Raw genomic sequence first — 22,094 nt, 5'->3', positions numbered from 1 at the left:
TTTGGTGGGTCCCAAGGTAAAATGCCTTATCATGCAAGCATGAACGGAATTTTACCTTATGACCCTGGCATCAGTACAATTAAATGGAAACCGCTGGACAAAATTTGAAGGATAAGGTTATAATTGTGTCCAAATGAACAGGCAGGCCAGGCGGTCTCCAAAAACAGCAGGACAGATTTTAGGGGGGATAGTATGTACAAAGCAATCATAGTTGATGATGAACCATGGACCATGATCGATATTTCAAATAATGTCGGCTGGGGCGCCAATGGTTTTACACTGGCGGGGAGTTACCAGTCTCCCAGAGCTGCCCTGGCGGATCTGGAACATGTGAATCCCGACCTTATTATAACAGACATCAAGATGCCCGGGATGGATGGTTTTGAGTTTATTAAAAAATGCAAGGCATCTGGCAGCGACGCCGCATTTATCATACTAAGTGGGTATTCGGACTTTGAGCTGGCGAAAAAGGCGATCCAGGCGTCGGTTTTAGATTATTGTGTAAAGCCTGTGAATCCGGAAGCGCTGGAGAAGACGATTCAGTATGCGGTCGAATATCTGGATAAGAAGAGAAACCGCCGTGCCATTGTACATCTGGACCTGAAAGAGCAGGAAAGCCCCTACAGTTTTGAAAAAATTTTGAACTTTATTGAAAAAAATATCGATAAAAAACTTACTCTTAATGAGGTCGCAAAAGAATTCTCCTTTAACCGCAACTACATCTGTGACCTGTTCAACAAAAATATCGGAAAAACCTTTGTCGCCTACCTGACGGAACGACGGATAGAAAGGGCAAAGATACTGCTTGCCGATACGAACTATAATCTGGAAGAAATCTCTGCGATGGCTGGATTTGGTGATTATTTTTACTTTAACAAGGTTTTTAAAAAGGAAATGGGAATAACCCCCAGTGTTTACCGGCGGTCCCGCAGGGAAGGAGAGCGGTTTTGAAGAAGAAGATCAGACTGCGCAAAAGAATGACAACGGTTGTCATCGGTTCGATGATCGCTTTGCTGATCCTTCAGTCTATTCCGATTTTGTATTATTTAGATCAAAATGAGAGGAAGAAACAGGAATATCTGGATAAGCTGTGCCAGACGCAGGCGGCGTCTCTGGATAATCTGGGAGAAAGTCTTGAGAGCATCGGCAGCTACCTGAGCGTATTCAGTGCATTTAATGATCTGTACAGCGTTGGCTATAATGACCGCAGAAGTGATGCGGTGGTCAATGCATTTAACTCAATACGTCTGATTGAATTGAACTATCCCATTATCAAGGATGTGATGGTTGTTGAACGTTCCGGGATCACTTCAAGTTTCCTGTACGGGGAAAGCACCAGTGTGGAAATTATCGAGCGGATAAAGGATGATTTAAAAATAGAGGATCCGACGTACATAGAAAAAAACTTTTTTTATTTTGATGATATGCCTTGCTTTGCCTACACGGTTCCCATCGCCGGAATCTATGCCACCACAAAGGATTATGAGAAGATCGCCACAGCAGTGATCTTCTGTGATGTGAATTATGTCCGCAATCTTATGGGAATCGATGACTTAAAGGTCAGTCTTTTCGATCAGCATGGTCGGCTGTTCACGGAAACCGTCAGTACGGTGAAGGGGGCGTATGAATCCGTCGCATTCTCTAATGTCATGGGACTTGAGGTCAGACTATACGGAAATCCAACCGAAGGCGCAAGCGAAACGCAGTTTATCATACAGTTTTACCTCTTGTCAATCGCAGGCCTGATCATCACGCTTCTTTTGACCTGGAGACTGCTGCAGCAGACGGTTGCCAAACCCATCTCCATACTGGTCGGCGAAACGCAGAATTTTCCGCGGGATGGTCTGAGAAAGCGTTTGAGTTATGGGGAAATCGATGAGATCAACAGTATCGTCTTCAGCTTTAACAGTATGCTGGGTCAGCTGGAGACGATGACCAGAAACGCTTTTAAAACACAGGAGCAGCTCTATGAAAATGAGATCCGCACGAACGAAGCGGAGCTGTATGCCCTTCAAAGCCAGATCAATCCTCACTTTTTATTTAATACGCTGCAGTGCGTCAGAAGTATTGCGATCATGAAGGGGGTCGATGAGATTGCCGATATCTCTCTGGCGATGTCGGAGTTGTTCCGCTATTCCATTGGCGGAGGGGAATTTGCACTGCTGCAGGAGGAGATCAATATTTTAAACCGCTATATTACCATCATGAAGATCCGATTTATGGGACGGGTGGAATTTCGGGTCGACTATGACGACAGGCTGCTGCCGTGCAGGTGTATCAAGATGCTGATTCAGCCGCTGGTGGAAAATGCGGTCTACCACGGAGTCTCGCAGCTGGAGGAAGGAGGCGTGATTGCTGTCCGGATTCGGGAGGAGCAGAAAGTCATATACGTATCGGTAAGTGATAACGGTCTGGGGATGACAGAAGAGAGGCAGAAGGAGATAGAAACGGTGCTTAACCAGGATTTTGAGACTTCGATAGCGACGAAAAAGCAGGGCGGATATGGCGTATATAATATTCACCGCCGTCTGAAACTGAAATACGGGAATGAGTACGGTCTTGTATTTAAACGGGAGAATGATCTGACGATCGTTACGATTTCTTTCCCGATGGAATCATAAAAACTTCAGCATCTGAACATTTTACAAAAATACTCGAACATCTTACATTTGAATAACCTCTTTGTTTTTATATAATAAGCTTACTAAGCAACAGTTGAGAGAAGGGCCTTTACTTTTCAACAAAGCATATAAAAACAGGGAGGTTTTTTACATGAAAAAGTTTCTAAGCCTGCTTTTGGTATGTGCGATGGGAATGTCCATCATGGCATGTGGCAAAAGCGATCAGCCGACACCAAACGCGTCCCCGGGGACCGCGGACCAGCAGGAGACAAAAGAAGCCAATCCGGAAGCAGCCGGTGAATCAGGAGAAACAGCTGATGATACATCCGGCAAGAGCGGAGGCACACTGCACCTTGGCGAGACGGCGATGGACACAGACCTGGCTTCTAAGAATCCATTTTTACCGCAGAATACCAAAAAGGAACTGCTGCCGCTGATGTATGACAGACTGCTGTATTTTAACCCGGTATCGACAGAACTGGAACCGGCACTGGCGTCTGAATATGAGTGGAACGAAGACTTTACGGAACTGACCTTCACGATGAACACGGATGCCAAATGGCAGGACGGCACAGACTTTACAGCGAAAGACGTTGTGTATACCTACACGGCATTAAAAGATTATCCGACACTGGATACGTACAGTCTGTGGGAGAAGCTTGACAGTATCACGGAGGCTGAGGAGAAGGTAACCTTTAAGTTTAAAGCGCCGTTTACCGCATTTGTACGTTATGCAGCGGAGATCTTCATCGTTCCGGAGCATATCTGGTCGGCAGCAGGGGCTCCGGATCAGAACCTGAACGAACAGCCGGTCGGAACCGGTCCGTTTATCTACAAAACGTACAACACAGGAACCGATATCCAGTTTGATGCAAACAAAGATTACTGGATGGGCGCTCCGAAGGTGGACAACCTGATCGTACATATCTACAATTCGTCACCGAACCTGACGCTGGCACTGTTAAAAGGCGAGATTGCCGCGACATTCAACACGATCGCGATGGCAAATGTTCCTGAATTTTTGACAAAAGAAGGCGCCGAGATGCAGGTGTACGCCGGAACCAGCAACTACTCTGTCGTAGTGAACCATACGAATGAACTGTTATCAGATAAGAACATCAGAAAAGCACTTTCCATGGCGATCAACCAGGATGACCTGATCACCAGAGGAGAGTACAACGGTGTATTCCCGTTAAGCCCGGGATGGCTGCCGGATATCTTCGGTGAGATGGTGAGTGAAAATGCGAAGAGCTCTCACGTGTTTGACGTGGAAGCGGCTACGAAGATTTTAGAAGATGCCGGATATACAAAAGGCAAAGACGGAATTTATGAAAAAGACGGACAGCGTCTATCCTTTACTTACTACAATCAGTCCGGCGCCCCGGCACAGCAGATGGAAGCAGGAATGATCCAGCAGTGGCTCTTAAACATCGGTGTTGAGATCGTGCCGAAACTGGCGACCAGAGCAGAGCTGATCCAGATCCTGCAGACAGGAGAATTCGATCTGCTGCAGTTCGGCATCGACTTCCCGCCTGATCCATATGCGCTGCTGAATACTTCCTTTAACTCGGCGATGACAGCGCCGGTCGGAACTGCAACACCGGGAACCAACTACTTCCGCTATGAGAATCCTGAAGTAGATGAACTTCTTGCTCAGGTTGCAGAAGAGACAGATGAAGAAAAAGCAAAAGAACTCTATATCAAGATTCAGGACATCCTGGCTGAAGATGTGGTATTCCTGCCGATGTACAATCTTGGTGCACACATTCCATACTACGATGGAATCCAGTATGAAGGGTGGCTTACCGACAGACCGATCATAAGCGCAAAGAGCCTCATCAACGTATCAGTAAAATAAAAGCGGTAACTTATGTTGTTGCACAGCGGCTGGCTAAGCAATTAGTCAGCCCAATTTGTAGTAACAGTTCATCCGATGCTTCTTGCACGGCATATGCCGGGCAAGAAGATGCACTGTCTGAACTGTTACAATTTGTATAAAGGTGGTATGAAATATGCGAAATTTCACGTTGAAATATCTTTTAAAGCGTATTCTCAGTGCGGCGTTTACTCTGTGGGTTGCGCTGACGATCAATTTTTTGCTGCCGCGTTTAATGGGCGGAAATCCGGTAGAACTGATGGCAAGCAAAAGCGGCGTGGCATCTGCGGAGTATACAGCACTGCTGACACAGCAGTTCGGGCTGGATAAAGGAATCTTTGAGCAGTATTGGCATTATCTTACTCAGCTTTTCCGGGGGAATATGGGGATTTCTTTCAGTACGTTCCCCGTTCCTGTCAATGATATTATCACTCGGGCTATCCCGTGGACGCTGCTGATCGTTGTCTCTTCTATTTTGATCTCTTTTGCACTGGCATGGCTGTTAGGCGTTTTGTCAGCACTCAAAAAGGGAAGTGCCTTCGACAATGTGGCGGTCGGCCTTTCATTTTACATTCAGTCAATGCCGTATTTTTTCATCGGTATGCTGATACTGATGGGACTGGGATATTATCTGGACTGGTTCCCGCTGGGGCATGCGCTGCCGGTGGGCGTGGCGGAAGGAACGAAATGGTATCAGATGATCGGTTCGATTATCTATCATGCATTTTTACCGGTTCTCTCACTGGTAATCGTCAATCTGGCCGGCAGGATGATCATGATGCGGAGCAATATTCTGCAGATATTTTCTGAAGATTATATCACCCTTGCCCAGGCGAAGGGCTTAAAGAAACGGACAATTCTGACTAAATATGCTTTTCGCAATGCGCTGCTGCCTTCCTTTACCGGGCTGATGTTAAGCCTGGGAGCGGCCGTGGGCGGAGCGATCACGACAGAAATTGTTTTTTCGTATCCGGGAATCGGACTGACGATCATGAATGCGATTATGAGTCAGGATTATCCGCTGATCCAGGGCTGCTTTGCGATCATCGCGATCAGCATCGTGGTCGTCAATCTGGCTGCGGATCTGATCTATCCGTTCCTTGACCCACGGGTAGCACTGAAATAGGAGGAAGCACAATGAAAAGAAAACATTCGGAAACGTATGCTGTGCTGCAAAAGTATATTCTGAGAAATACCAAGGCAAAGATCGGCATCGGAATACTGATTTTCTTCGCTCTTGTAGCGATTTTTGCGCCGGTGATCGCACCTTATGATCCGAACTCCATCGAGTTCATACCGTGGGAGGCGCCGTCGATGAAGCACCTGCTGGGCGTAAACAGCTACGGGCAGGACATCTTTTCCCAGGTGGTATATGGTACCAGGATCACCATGATGGTAGGTATCCTGGCGGGACTTCTGACCAGTCTGGTCGGTATCTTTGTCGGACTGTTGTCCGGGTACAAGGGCGGCGGAGTCAGCGAAGTGCTGATGCGGTTTGTCGACGTGCTGCTGGTTATCCCGACTCTTGCATTGATGATTGTCATCGCTTCACTGCTTGACGGAATGACGGTGTGGAGTACGATCGTCGTGATCGGAGGGCTCAGCTGGCTGTGGATGGCCCGAAGCATCAGAAGCCAGACCCTCTCAGAGGCTAAAAGAGACTATGTGGATGCAGCGAAATCCCTGGGGATGGGAGATTTCGAGATTATGATACGGGAAATCCTGCCAAATATCCTGCCGGTAGTCACGGCAAATATGGTTATGGTTATCACAACGTCAATGCTGACGGAGGCCTCTTTGAGCTTCCTGGGAATCGGCGCACCGGATGTGATCAGCTGGGGGCGTATGCTGTCAGTGGCCTTTGACAATGCGGCAATGATCTATAACGCCTGGTGGTGGATGATACCGCCGGGACTCTGCATCGGCACTCTGGGATATAGCTTTATGCTGATCGGAAATTCATTCCTTGATATCTATGCCGGGGACAGAGGCGGTTCCGTAAAACTGTAAAGGAGTTAATGCTATGAGTAACGAACATGTACTTTCAGTCAAAAATCTGAGTATCGAATATAAGGCGGACAGGGGACAGGTCCACGCGGTGACTGACGTCAGCTTTCACATAAGAAGAGGTGAGTTTTTTGGACTGGCGGGGGAAAGCGGCTGCGGAAAATCCACGGTGGCATTCTCGATTATGCAGCTTTTAAAAGGCGCCGCGACGATTCCTCAGGGCGAGATTAATTTTAACGGAAAAAATGTGCTGATGTTCCAGCCGGAGGAGCTGCGGCTGTTTCGCTGGGAAAAGACATCGATGGTACTCCAGAGTGCGATGAACAACCTGAATCCGGTGGTAACCATAAAAAGCCAGCTCGCCGATGCAATCCTGGCTCACGAGAAAGTAACAAAACCAGAGCTGGAGGCGAGGCTGAAAGAGCTTGTGGCGATGGTAAACATCAACGCGGACCGGCTGAATGCATATCCTCACGAACTTTCCGGCGGGATGAGGCAAAGGGTCGTGATTGCGATGGCGCTGGCGCTGCGTCCGGACCTGATCATCTTTGATGAGCCGACGACTGCCCTTGACGTCGTAGTGCAGTACAATATTATCCGAAAGATCACAGAACTGAAAGAAAAGATGGGATTTTCCATTATGTTTATCACACATGACTTGCCTCTGATGCTGGAAATGTGCGACCGGATCGGTATCATGTATGCCGGCAGGATGATGGAGGTATCTCCGGTCGAAAACCTGCTGCACCATGCGGCACATCCCTACACAAGAGGGCTGCTGAAAGCATTCCCGTCACTGCTGGGTGAAAAAGTGCGGCTTACCGGGATTCCGGGCAGTGTTCCGGATCTGATTACACCGCCAGAAGGGTGTCTTTTTTATGAGCGGTGTGCCGAAAAGTGTGATAAGTGCCGGCAGGAACAGCCGGAATTTAAGGAAATCGGCGCGCACTGGTTTTGTGCCTGCCACAATGCCGAAAAAGAAGTCAGCGGGAAAGGGGCCCAAAAAGCATGATAGAATTTAAAAATGTAAAAAAGCATTTTTTGCTGCCGGGAAAAATGTTTGAGAAAAAATATTTAAAAGCGGTCAATGACGTCAGCTTTACCATCGAACAGGGGACGACCCTGGCGGTTGTGGGCGAATCCGGGTGCGGCAAGACGACGCTGGCAAAGCTTCTGATGGGACTTTACGACCTGACGGACGGTGAGGTGCTCATTGACGGCGTTAATTTATCCTCTTATAAAAGTGTACAGGACAAAAAGAAGCTGCGAAGCAAGATACAGATGATCTTCCAGGATCCGTTTGGTTCCCTGAATCCGGCGCACACGATCAAGAACATCATCGGGCGCTCGATCACTCTGCACAACAGCAGCCTGTCCGGCGAGCAGGTCACGGATAAAGTAGTGGAGCTGATGGAGCTTGTCGGACTGACGCCCGCCAGGGACTTCATGGAAAAACATCCTTCCCAGCTCTCAGGCGGACAGCGCCAGAGAATTGTTATTGCCAGAGCGCTGGCGGTCGATCCGTCCATTATCGTCGCCGATGAACCGACATCGATGCTGGATGTATCCATCGGTATCGACATTATGAACCTGCTTCTTGAGCTGAAGGAAAAGAAGGCGCTGACCATGCTGTATATCACGCATAACCTTGCCTCCGCCAGGTATATGGCGGATCACATCGCGGTCATGTACGCCGGAAACTGTGTGGAGTACGGCGCGATCGACGAGATTATCAGAGAACCGTACCATCCGTATACGGTGCTTTTGCTCGGCAGTACACCGGAACCATTCCGGGAGGAGATCGTGGATATCTATGCGAAAGAGGAGCTGCCGGATCTGACATCGACCAAAGAATGCTGCATGTTCGCAGGAAGATGCCCAAAGGCAACTGAAAAATGCAGAACACAGCAGCCGGATAACATTCAGATAGGGGGACGGCAGGTCAAATGCTTCCTCTACGAGGGAGAACATGACCGGGCAAAAGCCCTTTGTGATATCAAGATGTATCAGGCAGAAGGAGGAGAAGAGTAATGAATCAGTCTGTAAAGAAACGTCCCAATGTGATCATGATCATGACGGATGACCAGGGATACGGTGATTTATCCTGCATGGGAAGCACGGATTTTGTCACTCCGAATATCGACAGCCTCGCATCGGAAGGGGCATTATTTAAAAGCATGTATGCGGGCAGTCCGGTGTGCTCTCCGTCCAGAGCGTCCCTGCTGACGGGAAGATATCCGGGAAATGCAGGCGTAAGGGCGATCCTCGCCGGACACCGGAAAGCTACCGGGCTGACGAAGGAGACACCGACGATCGCAGCGGCACTGAAAGAATCCGGATACAGCACGGCTCTGATCGGAAAGTGGCATCTGGGATTAAAAGAAGGTTGCCGTCCGTGGGATAACGGATTCGACTATTTTTACGGCTTTATGGCGGGGTGCATCGACTATTATTCACACATTTTTTACTATGGCATGAGTGACGGGGGGTGTGATCCTACACATGATCTCTGGGAAAATGACCGGGAAGTGTATCAAAACGGCGAATATTTTACGGAGATGGCAACCAGGAAAACCGTAAAATATATTCGGGAGCACGCATCCGACACCGACCCGTTTATGATCTATCTTGGCTACAATGCCCCGCATTATCCGATGCATGCGCCGCAGGAGTACATGGACAGATTTGCCCATCTTCCGTGGGACAGGCAGGTGATGGCGGCGATGATCGCGGCAGTCGACGACGGCATCGGTGATATTGTAAATGAATTGAAGCGCCAGGGCATCTATGAAGATACGATCATTTATTTCCAAAGTGACAACGGTCCGTCGAGAGAATCGAGAAACTTCATGGACGGCTGCGGCGATCCCTACTACGGCGGGCAGACAGGAGGCTTCAAGGGACACAAATTCAGCCTCTTTGAGGGCGGCATCAGGGTTCCGGCGCTTATCTCGTATCCGGCAGGAATCAAAAGAAACCAGATTATCGAGGAGCCGGTGGCGGCGATGGATCTGTTCCCGACGCTGCTGAATCTGGCAGGCGGCGATGCGGCGGAGTATACGCTGGACGGGTCGGACCTGACAACGCTTCTCACGACCGGTGCAGACCACGTCCATGACCAGATCTTCTGGGAGATGGAGGGACAGACTGCCGTCCGGGAAGGGAACTATAAACTGGTATTAAACGGGCAGCTGGTGGAATCGGAAGCGCCGCAGGATGAAATCTTCCTGTCAGATCTGGCCGGTGATCCGGGAGAGACACACAACATTGCCGGGCAGTATCCGGAAATCACAGAAAGGCTGAAAAACGCAGCCATTTCATGGCGGGAGAATCTGGAGCGTAACTGGGATGAAAAGTTTGCCGGCCGTTATAAGAGTCTGACGTAACGAAAGGTTCAGGCGTGACTGGAGGAGAAAAGGATGTTTTTTACTGTTGAAAAGCTGGAGGCAAGGACCCGGCAGCTGGAGGCGTTCCGGTATCGGGACATGGTTTCGTTAGACACCATGTCGGCGATGGAAGGCCATCTGGATAAAGATGATGTATACAAAACACCGCCGGAAGAGATCCGGGGATTTGAACTTCATATCGGCGATGATTTTATCGGCCGCGACCGTTATCTGTGGATGCAGAAGGTGGTTCGGCTTCCGCGGGCGAAGGCAGACTGTCAGGTTGCAGGTGTATTTGACTTTGGAATCACCGGCGAGGGGCACAACAGCGGGTTCGAATCACTGTTGTATGTGAATGGTGAGCGGTACCAGGGCGTTGATTCCAACCACAAGGATGTGATTTTCGATTCCCTGGCGGGACAGGAGGCAAAGCTTACCTTCTTACTGTGGACCGGGCTTGAAGGCGGAGGCCCGAAAAAGGAGCAGTTCCACAAGGTCAGGCGCGCCGAGATCGGCTACCTTCATCTGCCCACCGACGAATTTTATTATTATTCCAAGGCGATCTACAAGACGCTGAAGCTGCTTCCTGATACAGATACGGAAAAGCATCAGCTGATGGCGGCGCTCGACCATGCGTACCGGTTTATCAACTGGGACGACGATAAATTCTACGACACCATCGGGACAGCACTCTCACAGCTTATGGAATCTCTTGAAAAAATGGAGAAGCACAGCGATGTGACCGTAAATGCAGTGGGACATACGCATATCGATGTGGCATGGCTGTGGCGGCTAAAGCATACCCGCGAGAAGGCACAGCGTTCCTTTGCCACGGTGCTGCGTCTGATGGAAGAATTTGACGATTTTCTGTTTCTGCAGACGCAGGCGCAGTTATATCAATACATAAAAAATGATGCACCGGAGCTTTACGAGAGCATTAAAGAGCGGGTGAAGGAAAAGAAATGGGAAGTAGACGGCGCGATGTGGGTGGAGGCCGACTGCAATATTTCCTCGGGAGAGGCGCTTGTGCGTCAGCTGACCGAAGGGATTTTATTTTTCAAAGAAGAATTCGGTGTTTCCTGCCGGCATTTATGGCTGCCGGATGTCTTTGGGTACAGTAGCGCGCTGCCGCAGATTTTAAAGCAGTGCAATATCAAAACATTTATGACCACCAAGATCAGCTGGAACCAATATAATGCAATTCCGCATGATTTGTTCAAATGGCGCGGACTGGACGGCAGCGAAATCCTGACGTATTTTATCACGACGCCGAATGAAGGACATTCATTTGACCGGTTGTATTCCACATACAACGGTCTGCTGTCTCCGCGGACAGTGATCGGCAGCTGGTATAAATTCAAGGATAAAGCGCTCAGCAACGAGACGCTGATCAGCTATGGTTACGGCGACGGCGGCGGCGGAGTTAACCGCAATATGCTGAAAATGCGGCGGGTTATGGATAAGCTGCCGGGATTGCCGAATGTAAAGAATTCCACGGCGGGAGCTTTTTTCGACCGTCTCCACGAGAAGGTGGATACGGCCGACCAGTATGTACATACCTGGGACGGGGAGCTGTATTTTGAATATCACAGAGGAACCTATACCTCTCAGGCGGCGAATAAGAAGTTCAACCGAAAACTGGAATTTGGATTATTTAACAGCGAATGGCTTTCGGCGCTTGCCTTTTTAAAGGGAGGGGAATATCCGCAGCGGGAGCTGAAACAGATATGGCGATGTGTGCTGCTGCATCAGTTTCATGATATTATTCCCGGTTCTTCCATCAGGGAAGTCTATGAAGATTCGATCGCGGCGTACGAAAAAGCGGCGGCAAGTCTTCGGGAAATCAATGCCCCGGCACTTGACATGCTGGTGAACGGAGAAGACGGAGCCTTCACCTGCTTGAATCCCTGCAGCTTTTGGCGCAGGGATCTCACACCGCTGCCGGTGTCCGAAGAAGGAAGCTTCTATGACAGTGACGGACAAAAGCTTCCGGCTCAGAGGACAGAAGGCGGGTGGCTGATCGAGACCAAGCTTGCGCCGCTGTCGGCACGGACGATTACTTTTTGTCCGGATGGGGAGGCAGATTTGGAGCCGGAGACCTTTGCGGTTGACCTGAAACAGGGGCGTGTGGAAACACCGTTCTATCAGGTTGCGTGGAATGAGGAAGGATACCTGTCCTACGTCTATGACAAAGAGAACGAACGTGAGGTCCTTGCCGGGACAGGAAATGTCCTGGAGCTATATGAAGACAAGCCGATGAATCATGACAACTGGGATATTGATATTTATTACATGCAAAAAAGGGAGACAGCGGTACTGGCGGAGGAACCGAAACTGGTGGAATGCGGGGCGCTGCGCTGTGTGATCCGCTTTGTGCATACGTACAACAAGTCGGTATTCGTCCGGGAGATGATCGTCTACCGTGACAGCCGCAGGATTGATTTTTGGACGAAAGCAGACTGGCATGAGAAGGACCGTCTGCTCAAGGTTTCATTTCCGCTGAATGTCAGAAGCCAGAAGGCGTCTTATGACATCCAGTTCGGACATGTGGAGCGGCCGACACACTTTAACACAAGCTGGGATTGGGCACGGTTTGAAGTGGTTGGGCATAAATGGGGCGATATCTCAGAAGCAAATTACGGCGTCAGCATTTTAAATGACTGTAAATATGGCTACAGCGCCAAAGACAGCACGCTGAAGCTGACGATGTTAAAGAGCACAAAATTTCCGGATACCGAGTGCGACATGGGATCTCATGAGTTTACCTACGCTTTGCTGCCGCACAGCGGTACGGTTTCCGAAGGAGATACGATCGAGGAGAGCGTCAGACTGAACCAGCCGGTGGAAGTGGCTGTGGGCAGAAAGGCGGAAGGTCTCGGAAATATTCTTAACTTTGACTCGGATTCCATCTGCATCGACGCCGTGAAGAAGGCTGAGCAGGAGAACTGCATCGTGGTTCGGATGCATGAGTGCAGGGGCGGAAGCACCAGGCTTTCTCTCACCTCAGACTACGGCATCCGGAAGTATGCCCTCTGTAATCTGCTGGAAGAAAATCTGGCAGAGCCGGTGGCAGATGACACCGTCCCGGTATCGCTGAAGCCATTCGAGCTGTGTACCGTGAAGTTATGGTTTTAATATCCAGAAGGGAGTGTGCGGGCGATGGAAAAATATGATACCATGAGATATGTCGGAAGCATGCAGCAGATGGCATTTGTGCGGCCGGTCACGTATGAAGAAGGACGTGCCGCCGGGATGAAGGCTTATGATGTAAAAAGCGGCGATCTGCGATTTACCCTTCTGGCGGACAAATGCCTGGACATTGCGGAATTTTCTTATAAAGGAATGAACCTTAACTTTCTCTCAAAGCCGGGGCTGCAAGGCAGGGGGCATTATGACACCAACGGCGCGGAGGCGCTGCGAAGCATCATGGGAGGAATGCTTTTCACCAGCGGTCTGGACAATATCTGTGCGCCCGCCTGCGTGGACGGCAAAGAATACCCCATGCATGGGAGGATCCGCACGACCCCTGCCGAGCATCTGGCAGCAGATGCCGGGTGGGAAGGCGGTCGGTACGTGCAGCGGATCAGCGCCGAGATGAGACAGGCAGAGCTTTTCGGGGAAAATCTGGTTCTTCGCAGGAAGATCAGCACCTGCCTGGGGGAGAATTGTGTGACGATTGAAGATGAGATCGAGAACCAGTCGTTCCGGGATGAACCGATGATGATCCTGTACCATTTTAACATGGGGTATCCGCTGGTGGATGAATCGGCACGAATTTACCTGCCGGTGAAAAACACCACTCCCCGCGACGGGATAGCCGCCTGTCACATGGATGACTGGGATCAAATGGAGGCGCCCCGGGATCATCAGGAGGAACGCGTATACATCCATGCGCTGTATGGCGATCAGGAACAAAAGACCATGGCGATGCTGGTAAATGAAGGACGGCAGATCGCGGTCTGCTGTGAATATGATCAGAAGGTGCTTCCATACTTTATGGAATGGAAGTCGACGGCACCCGGTGATTATGTGGTCGGATTTGAGCCCGCTAATGCCAGCGTGTACGGCAGGGAGCATCATGCCAAAAAACGGGATTTTCGTATCCTGAAGCCTTTTGAAAAGGAGAAGATCACTATAAGGTTCAGAGTTCTGGAAAATCCTTCGGAGATCGAAGGATACAAGACAATGATTCAAAGGTCAGGAAGAAATGAGTGAAAGGAAGGACTGCCATGAAACGATCAAAAATTAACCAATGTATCAGGGAAATGGAAGACTTGATCAGAGAACATAAATTTGAACTCCCGCCTTTTTGCCACTGGACACCGGAAGACTGGGCTTGTAAAAATGAGGAGTATGATGAGATCAGAGATAACATGATGGGGTGGGATATTACAGACTACGGTCTTGGCGACTGGGATAAGGTGGGATTTGCACTGATCACACTGCGCAACGGCAATCAGAACAATCCCAAATACGAAAAGGTGTACGCGGAAAAGCTGCTGATGTTAAAGGAAGGGCAGCATTCGCCGATGCATTACCACTGGCAAAAGAGTGAGGATATTATCAACCGCGGCGGCGGCACGCTGATTATCCATCTGTATAACAGCAGGGAAGACGACTCTTTCGACACCACGGACGTTCTGATCAACGCAGACGGACGCTCTTATTACGTTCCGGCAGGCACAGGCGTGGAGCTAAAACCCGGGGAAAGTATTACCCTGTGGCCGCGCCAATACCATGATTTTGATGTGAAACCGGGCACAGGAGCCGTTTTGATCGGGGAAGTGTCCATGTGTAATGATGACAACACCGACAACCGGTTTTATGAGGAGATGGGGCGTTTTCCCAAGATCGAAGAGGACGAACCACCTTATCGGCTGTTATGTAATGAGTATCCGACAGCATAAGCAAAGCAGCGCAATGCCAATCGCGGCAATGCGCTGCTTTGCTGTCAGCAGAAGTTCCAGAAAAAGGCTTGCTCGTGACGCGGCGTCATATATTATAATGGATTTAATCAAAGGGAAGGAGAGCTGCTATGAGCAAATATAAAGCGATCCCCGAGGGATATATGACCGTGGGAGAACTCGCAAAAAAGATGGATGTTACCGTGCGCACCCTGCAGTATTACGACAGGGAAGGCGTACTTTCACCGTCGGCGGAGAGCGCGGGAGGACGCAGGCTTTATACGGATAAAGATCTGGTCAGGCTTCACCAGATTTTATCTCTGAAGTCTCTGGGATTCTCATTGGATGATATTAAAAACCATCTGATTTCTCTCGAGACGCCTGAAGATGTTGCGGGGGCACTGGCTGATCAGGCGGCCGCCATACGGAAAAAGATCGAAACTCTGTCAGAATCCTTAAAAGAGATCGAGATACTGAGGGAGGAAGCCCTGCAGATGCAGTCGGTGGATTTTAAGAAATATGCGGATATCATCACGAATCTTCGGATGAAAAATGAGTACTACTGGATGATCAAGCATTTAGACGACCAGGTACTTGATCATTTTCACGGGCTTTTCAATATGGACAGCGGCCTTGCGATGCTGGAGACACTTACCCGCCTGTTCGATGAAGCAGTACAGTTTCAAAAAGACGGGGTGCCTCCCGGGAGTGAAAAGGGGCAGCGCTTTGCGGGGGAATACTGGGATATGATCATGAAATTCACAGGCGGTGATGCTGCCATGCTGTCAAAGCTTATGGAGATGAACGAATCTATGGAAACGGATCATGTCATGACCGGGGACATGGGATGGAAACAAAAACAGGCGATCGCCAATGAGTTTATCATACCGGCGTTGGAGGAGTATTTTGATAAAAAAGGGCTGGACCCTTTTCAGGGGGTGACAAAATGAGATACGCGATTGAGATTGACAGGCTGAAGAAAAGTTATGGTGATCATACGGTGCTGAAAGACCTGACGTTTGGCGTCAGGGAAGGCGAGATATTTGCCGTGCTTGGAGTAAATGGTGCAGGGAAGACCACAGCCCTTGAATGTATCGAAGGATTGCGCAGGTATGACAGCGGAAAGATTGCGGTGAACGGGAGAATGGGCATTCAGCTGCAGTCGGCGTCGCTCCCGGCATGTATCAGACCGATGGAGGCAGTGCGGCTGTTTGCGAAATGGAATAAGACTCAGATAGATCATTCGATGATAACCGATCTGGGGATACAGGAACTGGCGAAGAATCAATATGCAGAACTGTCCACCGGGCAAAAGCGGCGTCTGCACCTGGCACTTGCCCTGATCGGCGATCCGGATATCGTGTTTCTTGACGAGCCGACCGCCGGACTGGACGTTGAGGGAAGAGTCAAACTTCATAGTCAGATACGCAGGCTGAAAGCACAGGGGAAGACCATTATCCTTGCGAGCCATGATATGGCGGAGGTTGAAAATCTGTGTGACCGTATCGCGATTTTGAATGACGGTGATATTGCATTCCTGGGGACTGTTGAAGAACTGTCAGCTAAAACAGGCAGCCGCTATATCATCGACATTAAAACAGGAGAAGGGGATCAACGTTTTGAGGCTGACGATATCGGGGAAACCATGCTGACGCTGCTGGAAGATTTTAAACGGCGCGGGATTGAGATATCAGATATCAAAATAGACAGAGGAACACTGGAACAGCATTTTATCGACTTAGCGGGGAGGAATGGGGAATGAGCGCATTTTTATACGGACTGGCACTGCAGTGGAAACTGGATATGAGAAGCAGGACACTCTTGATCACCTGTTATGTGGTTCCGCTCTTGTTCTTTGCTGTCATGGGCGGAATATTTACATCCATAACCCCCGATACCAGAAACACGCTGATTCAGTCTATGACTGTGCTGGGGGTATCAACGGGTGCGCTGATCGGCCTGCCTCCCTCTCTTTTGGAAGTCTATGGAAATGACATCAGGAAGGTATACAAGGCGAATGGGGTCCCGATGTATCTCGGGCTGGTTTCCATGTTCTTATCAGCGCTGCTCCATCTGATGCTGATGAGCGCTGTCATATACATGGCTGCCCCCATCGCTTTTGATGCAAAGCTGCCCGAAAGCCCGCCATTATATTTTGTCTCACTCTTAATATTTACTGCGGTGACCTTAAGTATAGGAAGCGTGTTGGGGCTGCTGATCAAAAATCAGGCAAAACTCACCATGATCTCACAGATGATTTTTCTCCCGTCTATTATGCTGTCGGGAATCATGTTTCCTGCAGATTTACTTCCGCATGCTTTTGCGGTTGTGGGAGATATATGCCCTGCGGCATGGGGATATCGACTGATGGCAGACGGGGGCTTTGTTTTCACAAATCTGTGGCCTCTGCTGGTGATCTTTCTGGCTGCGGCAGTGATATGCGGCTTGCTGCTGAAACGGCTGCAGGCGGAATCTTAAGCGAAAACCTGCTTACAATTAATTTTTTGTTATAAGCAGGTTTTTTAATGCCAGCTTTTTTAGTTGCATCGCCTCTTATACCGTCAGTGGCAATACCGGCACCACAAAAATTATTGGCGTGAATCTGTCCTGCCTGCCTCCCCATCCTCCTGATTAGTGCAATACAATGCACAATGTATCCTGTCAATCTGTTTATCGAATAAAAAGAGAAATTCCATCGTAAGAGTCAGAAAACTGGTTTGCCGCGTTTACATAAAAATTTATCATTACTGTGCATCAGTAATATTGATACAAAACATTACCGAACCATTCTTTATCTTGAGCCGATAAGAATAAGTGCGTACAATAAAGTCAAAGCTATAAGAAAAAAGAGGTGACTGCCATGTGCTACAAACGAATTTATCCCCGCACCGGGGATAAGGATACTGTTTATCTGAAAAATGTGGTGACAAGCCCCAATATATCGGTTGGCGATTTCACGATGTACAATGACTTTGTCCATGATCCGGTACTGTTCGAAAAGCAGAATGTATTGTATCATTATCCGGTGAACCGCGATAAGCTTGTGATCGGGAAATTCTGTTCTATTGCCTGCGGGGCAAAGTTCCTGATGAACAGCGGCAACCACTCGATGCGTTCGTTGGCTGCATACCCTTTTCCGCTTTTCTATGAGGAATGGGGACTGGACCGCAGGGACGTCGCGGATGCGTGGGATAACCGGGGGGATATTGTGATCGGGAATGATGTCTGGATCGGATATGAGGCGGTGATAATGGCGGGTGTGACTGTGGGTGACGGAGCGATTATTGGAACACGCGCTGTCGTCACACGCGATGTGGCGCCGTACACGATTGTCGGAGGCATTCCCGCCAAACCGATCAGGAAACGCTTTACGGAGGATACAATCGCCAGATTACAGGATATCCGCTGGTGGGACTGGCCGGCTGAGCGGATCAGGAAAAATATCGGCGCCATTCAGTCCGGAAGCCTGAATGAATTACAGTAGAGAAAAGGAAAAAAGAGATGTGCACACGGTTTGTTTACAACGGCGATGATATGATCACGGGTTTTAATTTTGACATTGATCTTGCAGTGTGGGATCATAAAGTGATAACAGAGAGGGAACGGTTCTATATCGGCATTCGGATGCCTGATCACAGGTACCATTCGTTTCATGGGGTGAATGCTAATGGAAATGCGGGAACACTGCTCTATGTGCATGGAAATGAGAAAGGACAGTATTGTGGCGGTGACCAATGCTGTTCGATCGCAGATCTTACGGAGGCTTTTGTAAGAGCGGAGATTTCCCTGGATGATGCACTCGACATTGTGAGGAGCAGAAACATCGTCTATGCCCCGGATGCCACCATGCAGTCTATGCTTTCGGATAAAAGCGGGCGCGTACTGATGATTGAGCCGGGTATCGGCTACAGGCTGGAAAAAGAAAGGTATTCTCTCGTAACGAACTATTCTCTGCTTATGCCGGAGGAAACGCGGCCATATATTGTTACCGGAGATGACAGGTATGAACGGGCAGCAGAACTGCTGGAATCGTTCGGCAGCAGTTTTTCTGCTGCCGATGCAATGTCAGTACTCGAATCTGTGAGGCAGGAGGGCGTATGGGCTACCCGTGTTACTTTTGTGTACTCGGTGAAAGAACAGAAAGTTTACTATGTACTGAATAATAATTTCGACCGAATCTTAGAATACCAGTTCCATTGATGACAACGGCTGTTAGTCCAATGTGTTCACTGGTGCCTGCATGCTCTCAGTTTATCTGCGATGCTCAGAAAATCCTGGCGGGTCTCTTCACGTTTTCCGGGGTCACGCAGGATGGCAGACGGGTGATAGACTGCGGTGAGGTCATAATTTTTCCGTTGAATCCACTGTCCATGCTGTCTTGTGATCCGATAATCGGAAGACAGGATGCGCTGGGCGGCAACCCTGCCGAGACAGACGATGATCTTCGGCCGTACCAGAAGTATTTCATATTTAAGATAAGGGATACAGCTTTCTTTTTCGCTGTCCTGCGGGTCACGGTTGCGCGGCGGATGGCACTTTAGTATGTTGGTGATATAAATCTCTTCCCGGCTGATGCCGCAGTCGCCGAGAAGCTGGTCAAACAGCTGCCCGGCAGGACCGATGAATGGGATGCCTGCTTTGTCCTCTTCGGCGCCCGGTGCCTCTGCGATAAACATAAGATCGGACTGAAGATTGCCTCTTCCCATAACGGGACAGATTCTGGAGCGGGACAGACCGCAGCGGCTGCAGGAATTGACGAAGGTATTTAATTCTTCCCAGGTATACATGGAAACTCCTTTCACAGACTCTCGCTGGTTTTTATGAATATTATACCACGTGCGCAGAAAAACAAGCAGCCCGCAGGGATATTTGTTTTTCAAGCCGTGGCTTGACACTCACTCCGCGATAAACTATAATTTATGTCAAACGTAGAAGAGAAGAGTACGGTATGCAAAGTTCTCAGAGAGAGATACCAGATGGCGTATTACCAGGGGCTGTGAGTATCTTGGCGGAACATACCAGGAAGACCATCTCGGAGTGGCCCTAATCCGGTCCGGTGATTCCGTTATCATCAAAGATGAGATATTCCATGTTTTTTGCATGAAATAATGAGGGTGGAACCGCGAATGATACTATTCGCCCCTTGCGCCAGATAGAAAGCGCAGGGGGCGTTTTCTATTGGAAAAATTTCTGAAAGGAGAAAATAGACATGAAAGTAACGTTAAAAGATGGTTCCGTCAGGGAATATACGGAGGCAAAGAGCATTTTAGACATCGCAAAGGACTTGAGTGAAGGTCTTGCACGGGCAGCATGTGCAGGAGAGGTAGATGGAGAGCGGGTGGATCTGCGCACGGTTGTTGACAGGGATTGCTGCGTCAGTGTTCTTACCTTTGCGGATAAAGGAGGAAAAGATGCGTTTCGTCATACCGCGGCACATATCATGGCACAGGCGGTCAAACGGCTTTACCCGAATGCAAAGCTGGCGATCGGTCCGTCCATTGATGATGGATTTTATTATGATATTGACAGTGACAAGACGTTAACTTCGGAAGATTTTCCGGCGATCGAAGCGGAGATGAAAAAGATTGTGAAGGAGAACCTTGCGCTTGAACGATTTGAACTCTCAAGGGAAGAAGCCATTTGTTTTTTTGAAAAAAAGGATGAACCATACAAAGTAGAACTGATCCGTGACCTGCCGGAGGACGCTGTGATCAGTCTGTACCGCCAGGGTGATTTTACAGATCTCTGTGCGGGCCCGCATCTGATGTCGACGAAATCGGTGAAAGCGTTCAGGCTCATGAAGATTGCCGGGGCATATTGGCGGGGCAATGAGAAAAATAAGATGCTGACCAGGATCTATGGAACCGCATACACGAAGAATGCTGATCTGGAGGCATATGTGACTATGCTTGAGGAGGCAAAGAAAAGGGATCACAGAAAACTGGGTAAGGAGCTTAACCTGTTCATGTTTTCGGAAGAAGGACCTGGTTTTCCGTTCTTTTTGCCGAAGGGAATGGTACTAAAGAACACCTTGATGCAGTATTGGCGCGAGATTCATGAACGTGAAGGGTATGTGGAGATTTCAACCCCGGTAATGCTGAACCGTCATTTATGGGAAACGTCCGGACATTGGGACCATTATAAAGAAAATATGTATACAACGGTGATCGATGATGAGGATTTCGCCATTAAACCCATGAACTGTCCAGGGGGTATGCTTGTTTACAAATCACAGCCGCATTCCTACCGGGAACTGCCCCTCCGGCTGGCTGAGGTTGGACTGGTGCACCGCCATGAGAAATCCGGCGCGCTTCACGGATTGATGCGTGTCAGATGTTTTAATCAGGATGATGCCCATATATTCATGACACCGGAGCAGATACGTGATGAGATTAAAGGGGTTGTCCGGCTGATTTCTGAAGTATATCAGCTGTTTGGCTTCAGATACCTGATTGAATTGTCCACACGTCCGGAAGACTCCATGGGGAGTGACGAGGACTGGGACATGGCGACAAATGGTCTGCGTGAGGCGCTGGAGGAGATGAATCTTGAATATATTGTCAATGAAGGGGACGGCGCTTTCTACGGTCCGAAGATAGATTTCCATCTGGTGGATGCCATCGGAAGAACGTGGCAGTGCGGCACGATTCAGCTGGATTTTCAGCTACCGCAGCGGTTTGAGGCGGAATACATCGGAGCCGACGGAGAGATGCATCGGCCGATTATGATCCACCGCGTATGCTTCGGCTCCATTGAGCGGTTTATCGGTATACTGACAGAACACTTTGCGGGGAAATTTCCCACATGGCTGGCACCGGTGCAGGTTAAGGTTCTGCCTATCTCTGACAAATACTCGGAGTATGGTTATCATGTACTGAATCGTCTGAAAGAGGCGGGGATCCGCTGCGAAATTGATGAACGTGCTGAGAAAATCGGATATAAGATCCGTGAAGCCCGCAATGAAAGGGTGCCTTATATGCTTGTTGTCGGGCAGAAGGAGGAAGAGAACGGTCTTATTTCGGTGAGAAGCAGGTTTGAAGGGGATGAAGGACAGAAAGAGCTGAATAGCTTTATTGATGATGTGAAAGATGAAATCAGGACGAGAGCGCGCAGAGAAGAGAATATAGAATAAATGTTGAGATGGGAGGTGACTTTTTAGATTGCTTGCCATCTTTACGTCTAGTATGCCAATTGCTGTGGCTATAGAAAAACCGCGTATATGAATTAGTTGTACTATAAATAATAGAAGCGATATGATATAATTTGTGTATGATTCGCGGACAGGGCATGCAGAAAATAC

The 22,094-nt window shown here is 49.1% G+C and carries 18 protein-coding genes; 17 read left to right on the top strand and 1 reads right to left on the bottom strand.

Going from position 1 to position 22,094, the window contains the following annotated elements:
• Nucleotides 1–192: 192 nt before the first annotated feature.
• The 16 genes from NQ502_RS07165 (at nt 193) to NQ502_RS07090 (ending at nt 18,994) form a co-directional block, all read left to right on the top strand.
• Nucleotides 193–951 (top strand): response regulator transcription factor, encoded by a 759-nt coding sequence (locus NQ502_RS07165; protein ID WP_028527510.1) that lies wholly within the window; start codon nt 193–195, stop codon nt 949–951.
• Complete coding sequence (locus NQ502_RS07160; RefSeq protein ID WP_028527509.1) at nt 948–2,621, top strand: sensor histidine kinase; 1,674 nt, start codon at nt 948–950, stop codon at nt 2,619–2,621. Before NQ502_RS07165 ends, NQ502_RS07160 begins: the two co-directional genes overlap by 4 nt.
• A 151-nt stretch (nt 2,622–2,772) precedes the next feature.
• Complete coding sequence (locus tag NQ502_RS07155) at nt 2,773–4,479, top strand: ABC transporter substrate-binding protein (protein ID WP_028527508.1); 1,707 nt, start codon at nt 2,773–2,775, stop codon at nt 4,477–4,479.
• Nucleotides 4,480–4,633: 154 nt separating this feature from the next.
• The gene (locus tag NQ502_RS07150) at nt 4,634–5,623 is read left to right on the top strand and encodes an ABC transporter permease (protein ID WP_049898029.1); all 990 of its coding nucleotides are present in this window, start codon (nt 4,634–4,636) and stop codon (nt 5,621–5,623) included.
• Between the two features lie 11 nt (nt 5,624–5,634).
• Complete coding sequence (locus NQ502_RS07145; RefSeq protein WP_049898028.1) at nt 5,635–6,507, top strand: ABC transporter permease; 873 nt, start codon at nt 5,635–5,637, stop codon at nt 6,505–6,507.
• Between the two features lie 13 nt (nt 6,508–6,520).
• Nucleotides 6,521–7,516 (top strand): ABC transporter ATP-binding protein, encoded by a 996-nt coding sequence (locus NQ502_RS07140; RefSeq protein WP_028527506.1) that lies wholly within the window; start codon nt 6,521–6,523, stop codon nt 7,514–7,516.
• Nucleotides 7,513–8,535 carry an ABC transporter ATP-binding protein gene (locus NQ502_RS07135; protein ID WP_044982972.1) on the top strand — a complete coding sequence of 341 codons (1,023 nt, stop codon included), beginning with the start codon at nt 7,513–7,515 and terminating at the stop codon, nt 8,533–8,535. The genes NQ502_RS07140 and NQ502_RS07135 overlap by 4 nt, the downstream gene beginning before the upstream one ends.
• Nucleotides 8,535–9,890 carry a sulfatase family protein gene (locus NQ502_RS07130; RefSeq protein ID WP_044982971.1) on the top strand — a complete coding sequence of 452 codons (1,356 nt, stop codon included), beginning with the start codon at nt 8,535–8,537 and terminating at the stop codon, nt 9,888–9,890. The genes NQ502_RS07135 and NQ502_RS07130 overlap by 1 nt, the downstream gene beginning before the upstream one ends.
• Nucleotides 9,891–9,923: 33 nt before the next feature.
• A complete protein-coding gene (locus tag NQ502_RS07125) occupies nt 9,924–13,025 on the top strand; it encodes an alpha-mannosidase (protein ID WP_028527505.1) in 3,102 nt (1,033 codons plus the stop codon).
• A gap of 24 nt (nt 13,026–13,049) precedes the next feature.
• Entirely contained in the window at nt 13,050–14,105 is a 1,056-nt protein-coding gene (locus NQ502_RS07120; protein ID WP_028527504.1) for an aldose 1-epimerase family protein, read from the top strand.
• A gap of 14 nt (nt 14,106–14,119) precedes the next feature.
• Complete coding sequence (locus NQ502_RS07115; RefSeq protein WP_028527503.1) at nt 14,120–14,797, top strand: D-lyxose/D-mannose family sugar isomerase; 678 nt, start codon at nt 14,120–14,122, stop codon at nt 14,795–14,797.
• A gap of 128 nt (nt 14,798–14,925) precedes the next feature.
• Entirely contained in the window at nt 14,926–15,744 is an 819-nt protein-coding gene (locus NQ502_RS07110) for a MerR family transcriptional regulator (protein WP_028527502.1), read from the top strand.
• Nucleotides 15,741–16,556, top strand: coding sequence for an ABC transporter ATP-binding protein (locus NQ502_RS07105; RefSeq protein ID WP_028527501.1), 816 nt, complete (start codon nt 15,741–15,743; stop codon nt 16,554–16,556). The genes NQ502_RS07110 and NQ502_RS07105 overlap by 4 nt, the downstream gene beginning before the upstream one ends.
• The gene (locus tag NQ502_RS07100; protein ID WP_028527500.1) at nt 16,553–17,272 is read left to right on the top strand and encodes an ABC transporter permease; all 720 of its coding nucleotides are present in this window, start codon (nt 16,553–16,555) and stop codon (nt 17,270–17,272) included. The genes NQ502_RS07105 and NQ502_RS07100 overlap by 4 nt, the downstream gene beginning before the upstream one ends.
• Nucleotides 17,273–17,654: 382 nt before the next feature.
• A complete protein-coding gene (locus tag NQ502_RS07095) occupies nt 17,655–18,278 on the top strand; it encodes a CatB-related O-acetyltransferase (RefSeq protein WP_028527499.1) in 624 nt (207 codons plus the stop codon).
• A gap of 17 nt (nt 18,279–18,295) precedes the next feature.
• Complete coding sequence (locus NQ502_RS07090; protein ID WP_028527498.1) at nt 18,296–18,994, top strand: C45 family peptidase; 699 nt, start codon at nt 18,296–18,298, stop codon at nt 18,992–18,994.
• A 26-nt stretch (nt 18,995–19,020) separates the two neighbouring features.
• On the opposite strand, the gene NQ502_RS07085 is transcribed toward NQ502_RS07090, so the two are convergent.
• A complete protein-coding gene (locus NQ502_RS07085) occupies nt 19,021–19,581 on the bottom strand; it encodes a uracil-DNA glycosylase (protein ID WP_028527497.1) in 561 nt (186 codons plus the stop codon).
• 422 nt (nt 19,582–20,003) lie between these two features.
• On the opposite strand from NQ502_RS07085, the gene thrS reads away from it, so the two are divergent.
• Nucleotides 20,004–21,926, top strand: coding sequence for a threonine--tRNA ligase (gene thrS / locus NQ502_RS07080; RefSeq protein ID WP_028527496.1), 1,923 nt, complete (start codon nt 20,004–20,006; stop codon nt 21,924–21,926).
• Nucleotides 21,927–22,094: the final 168 nt, after the last annotated feature.

Source organism: Ruminococcus gauvreauii, assembly GCF_025151995.1.
Lineage (GTDB): Bacteria > Bacillota > Clostridia > Lachnospirales > Lachnospiraceae > Ruminococcus_G > Ruminococcus_G gauvreauii.
The sequence above is the reverse complement of the archived record's forward strand: the minus strand, read 5'-3'. Positions and strand labels throughout refer to the sequence as shown.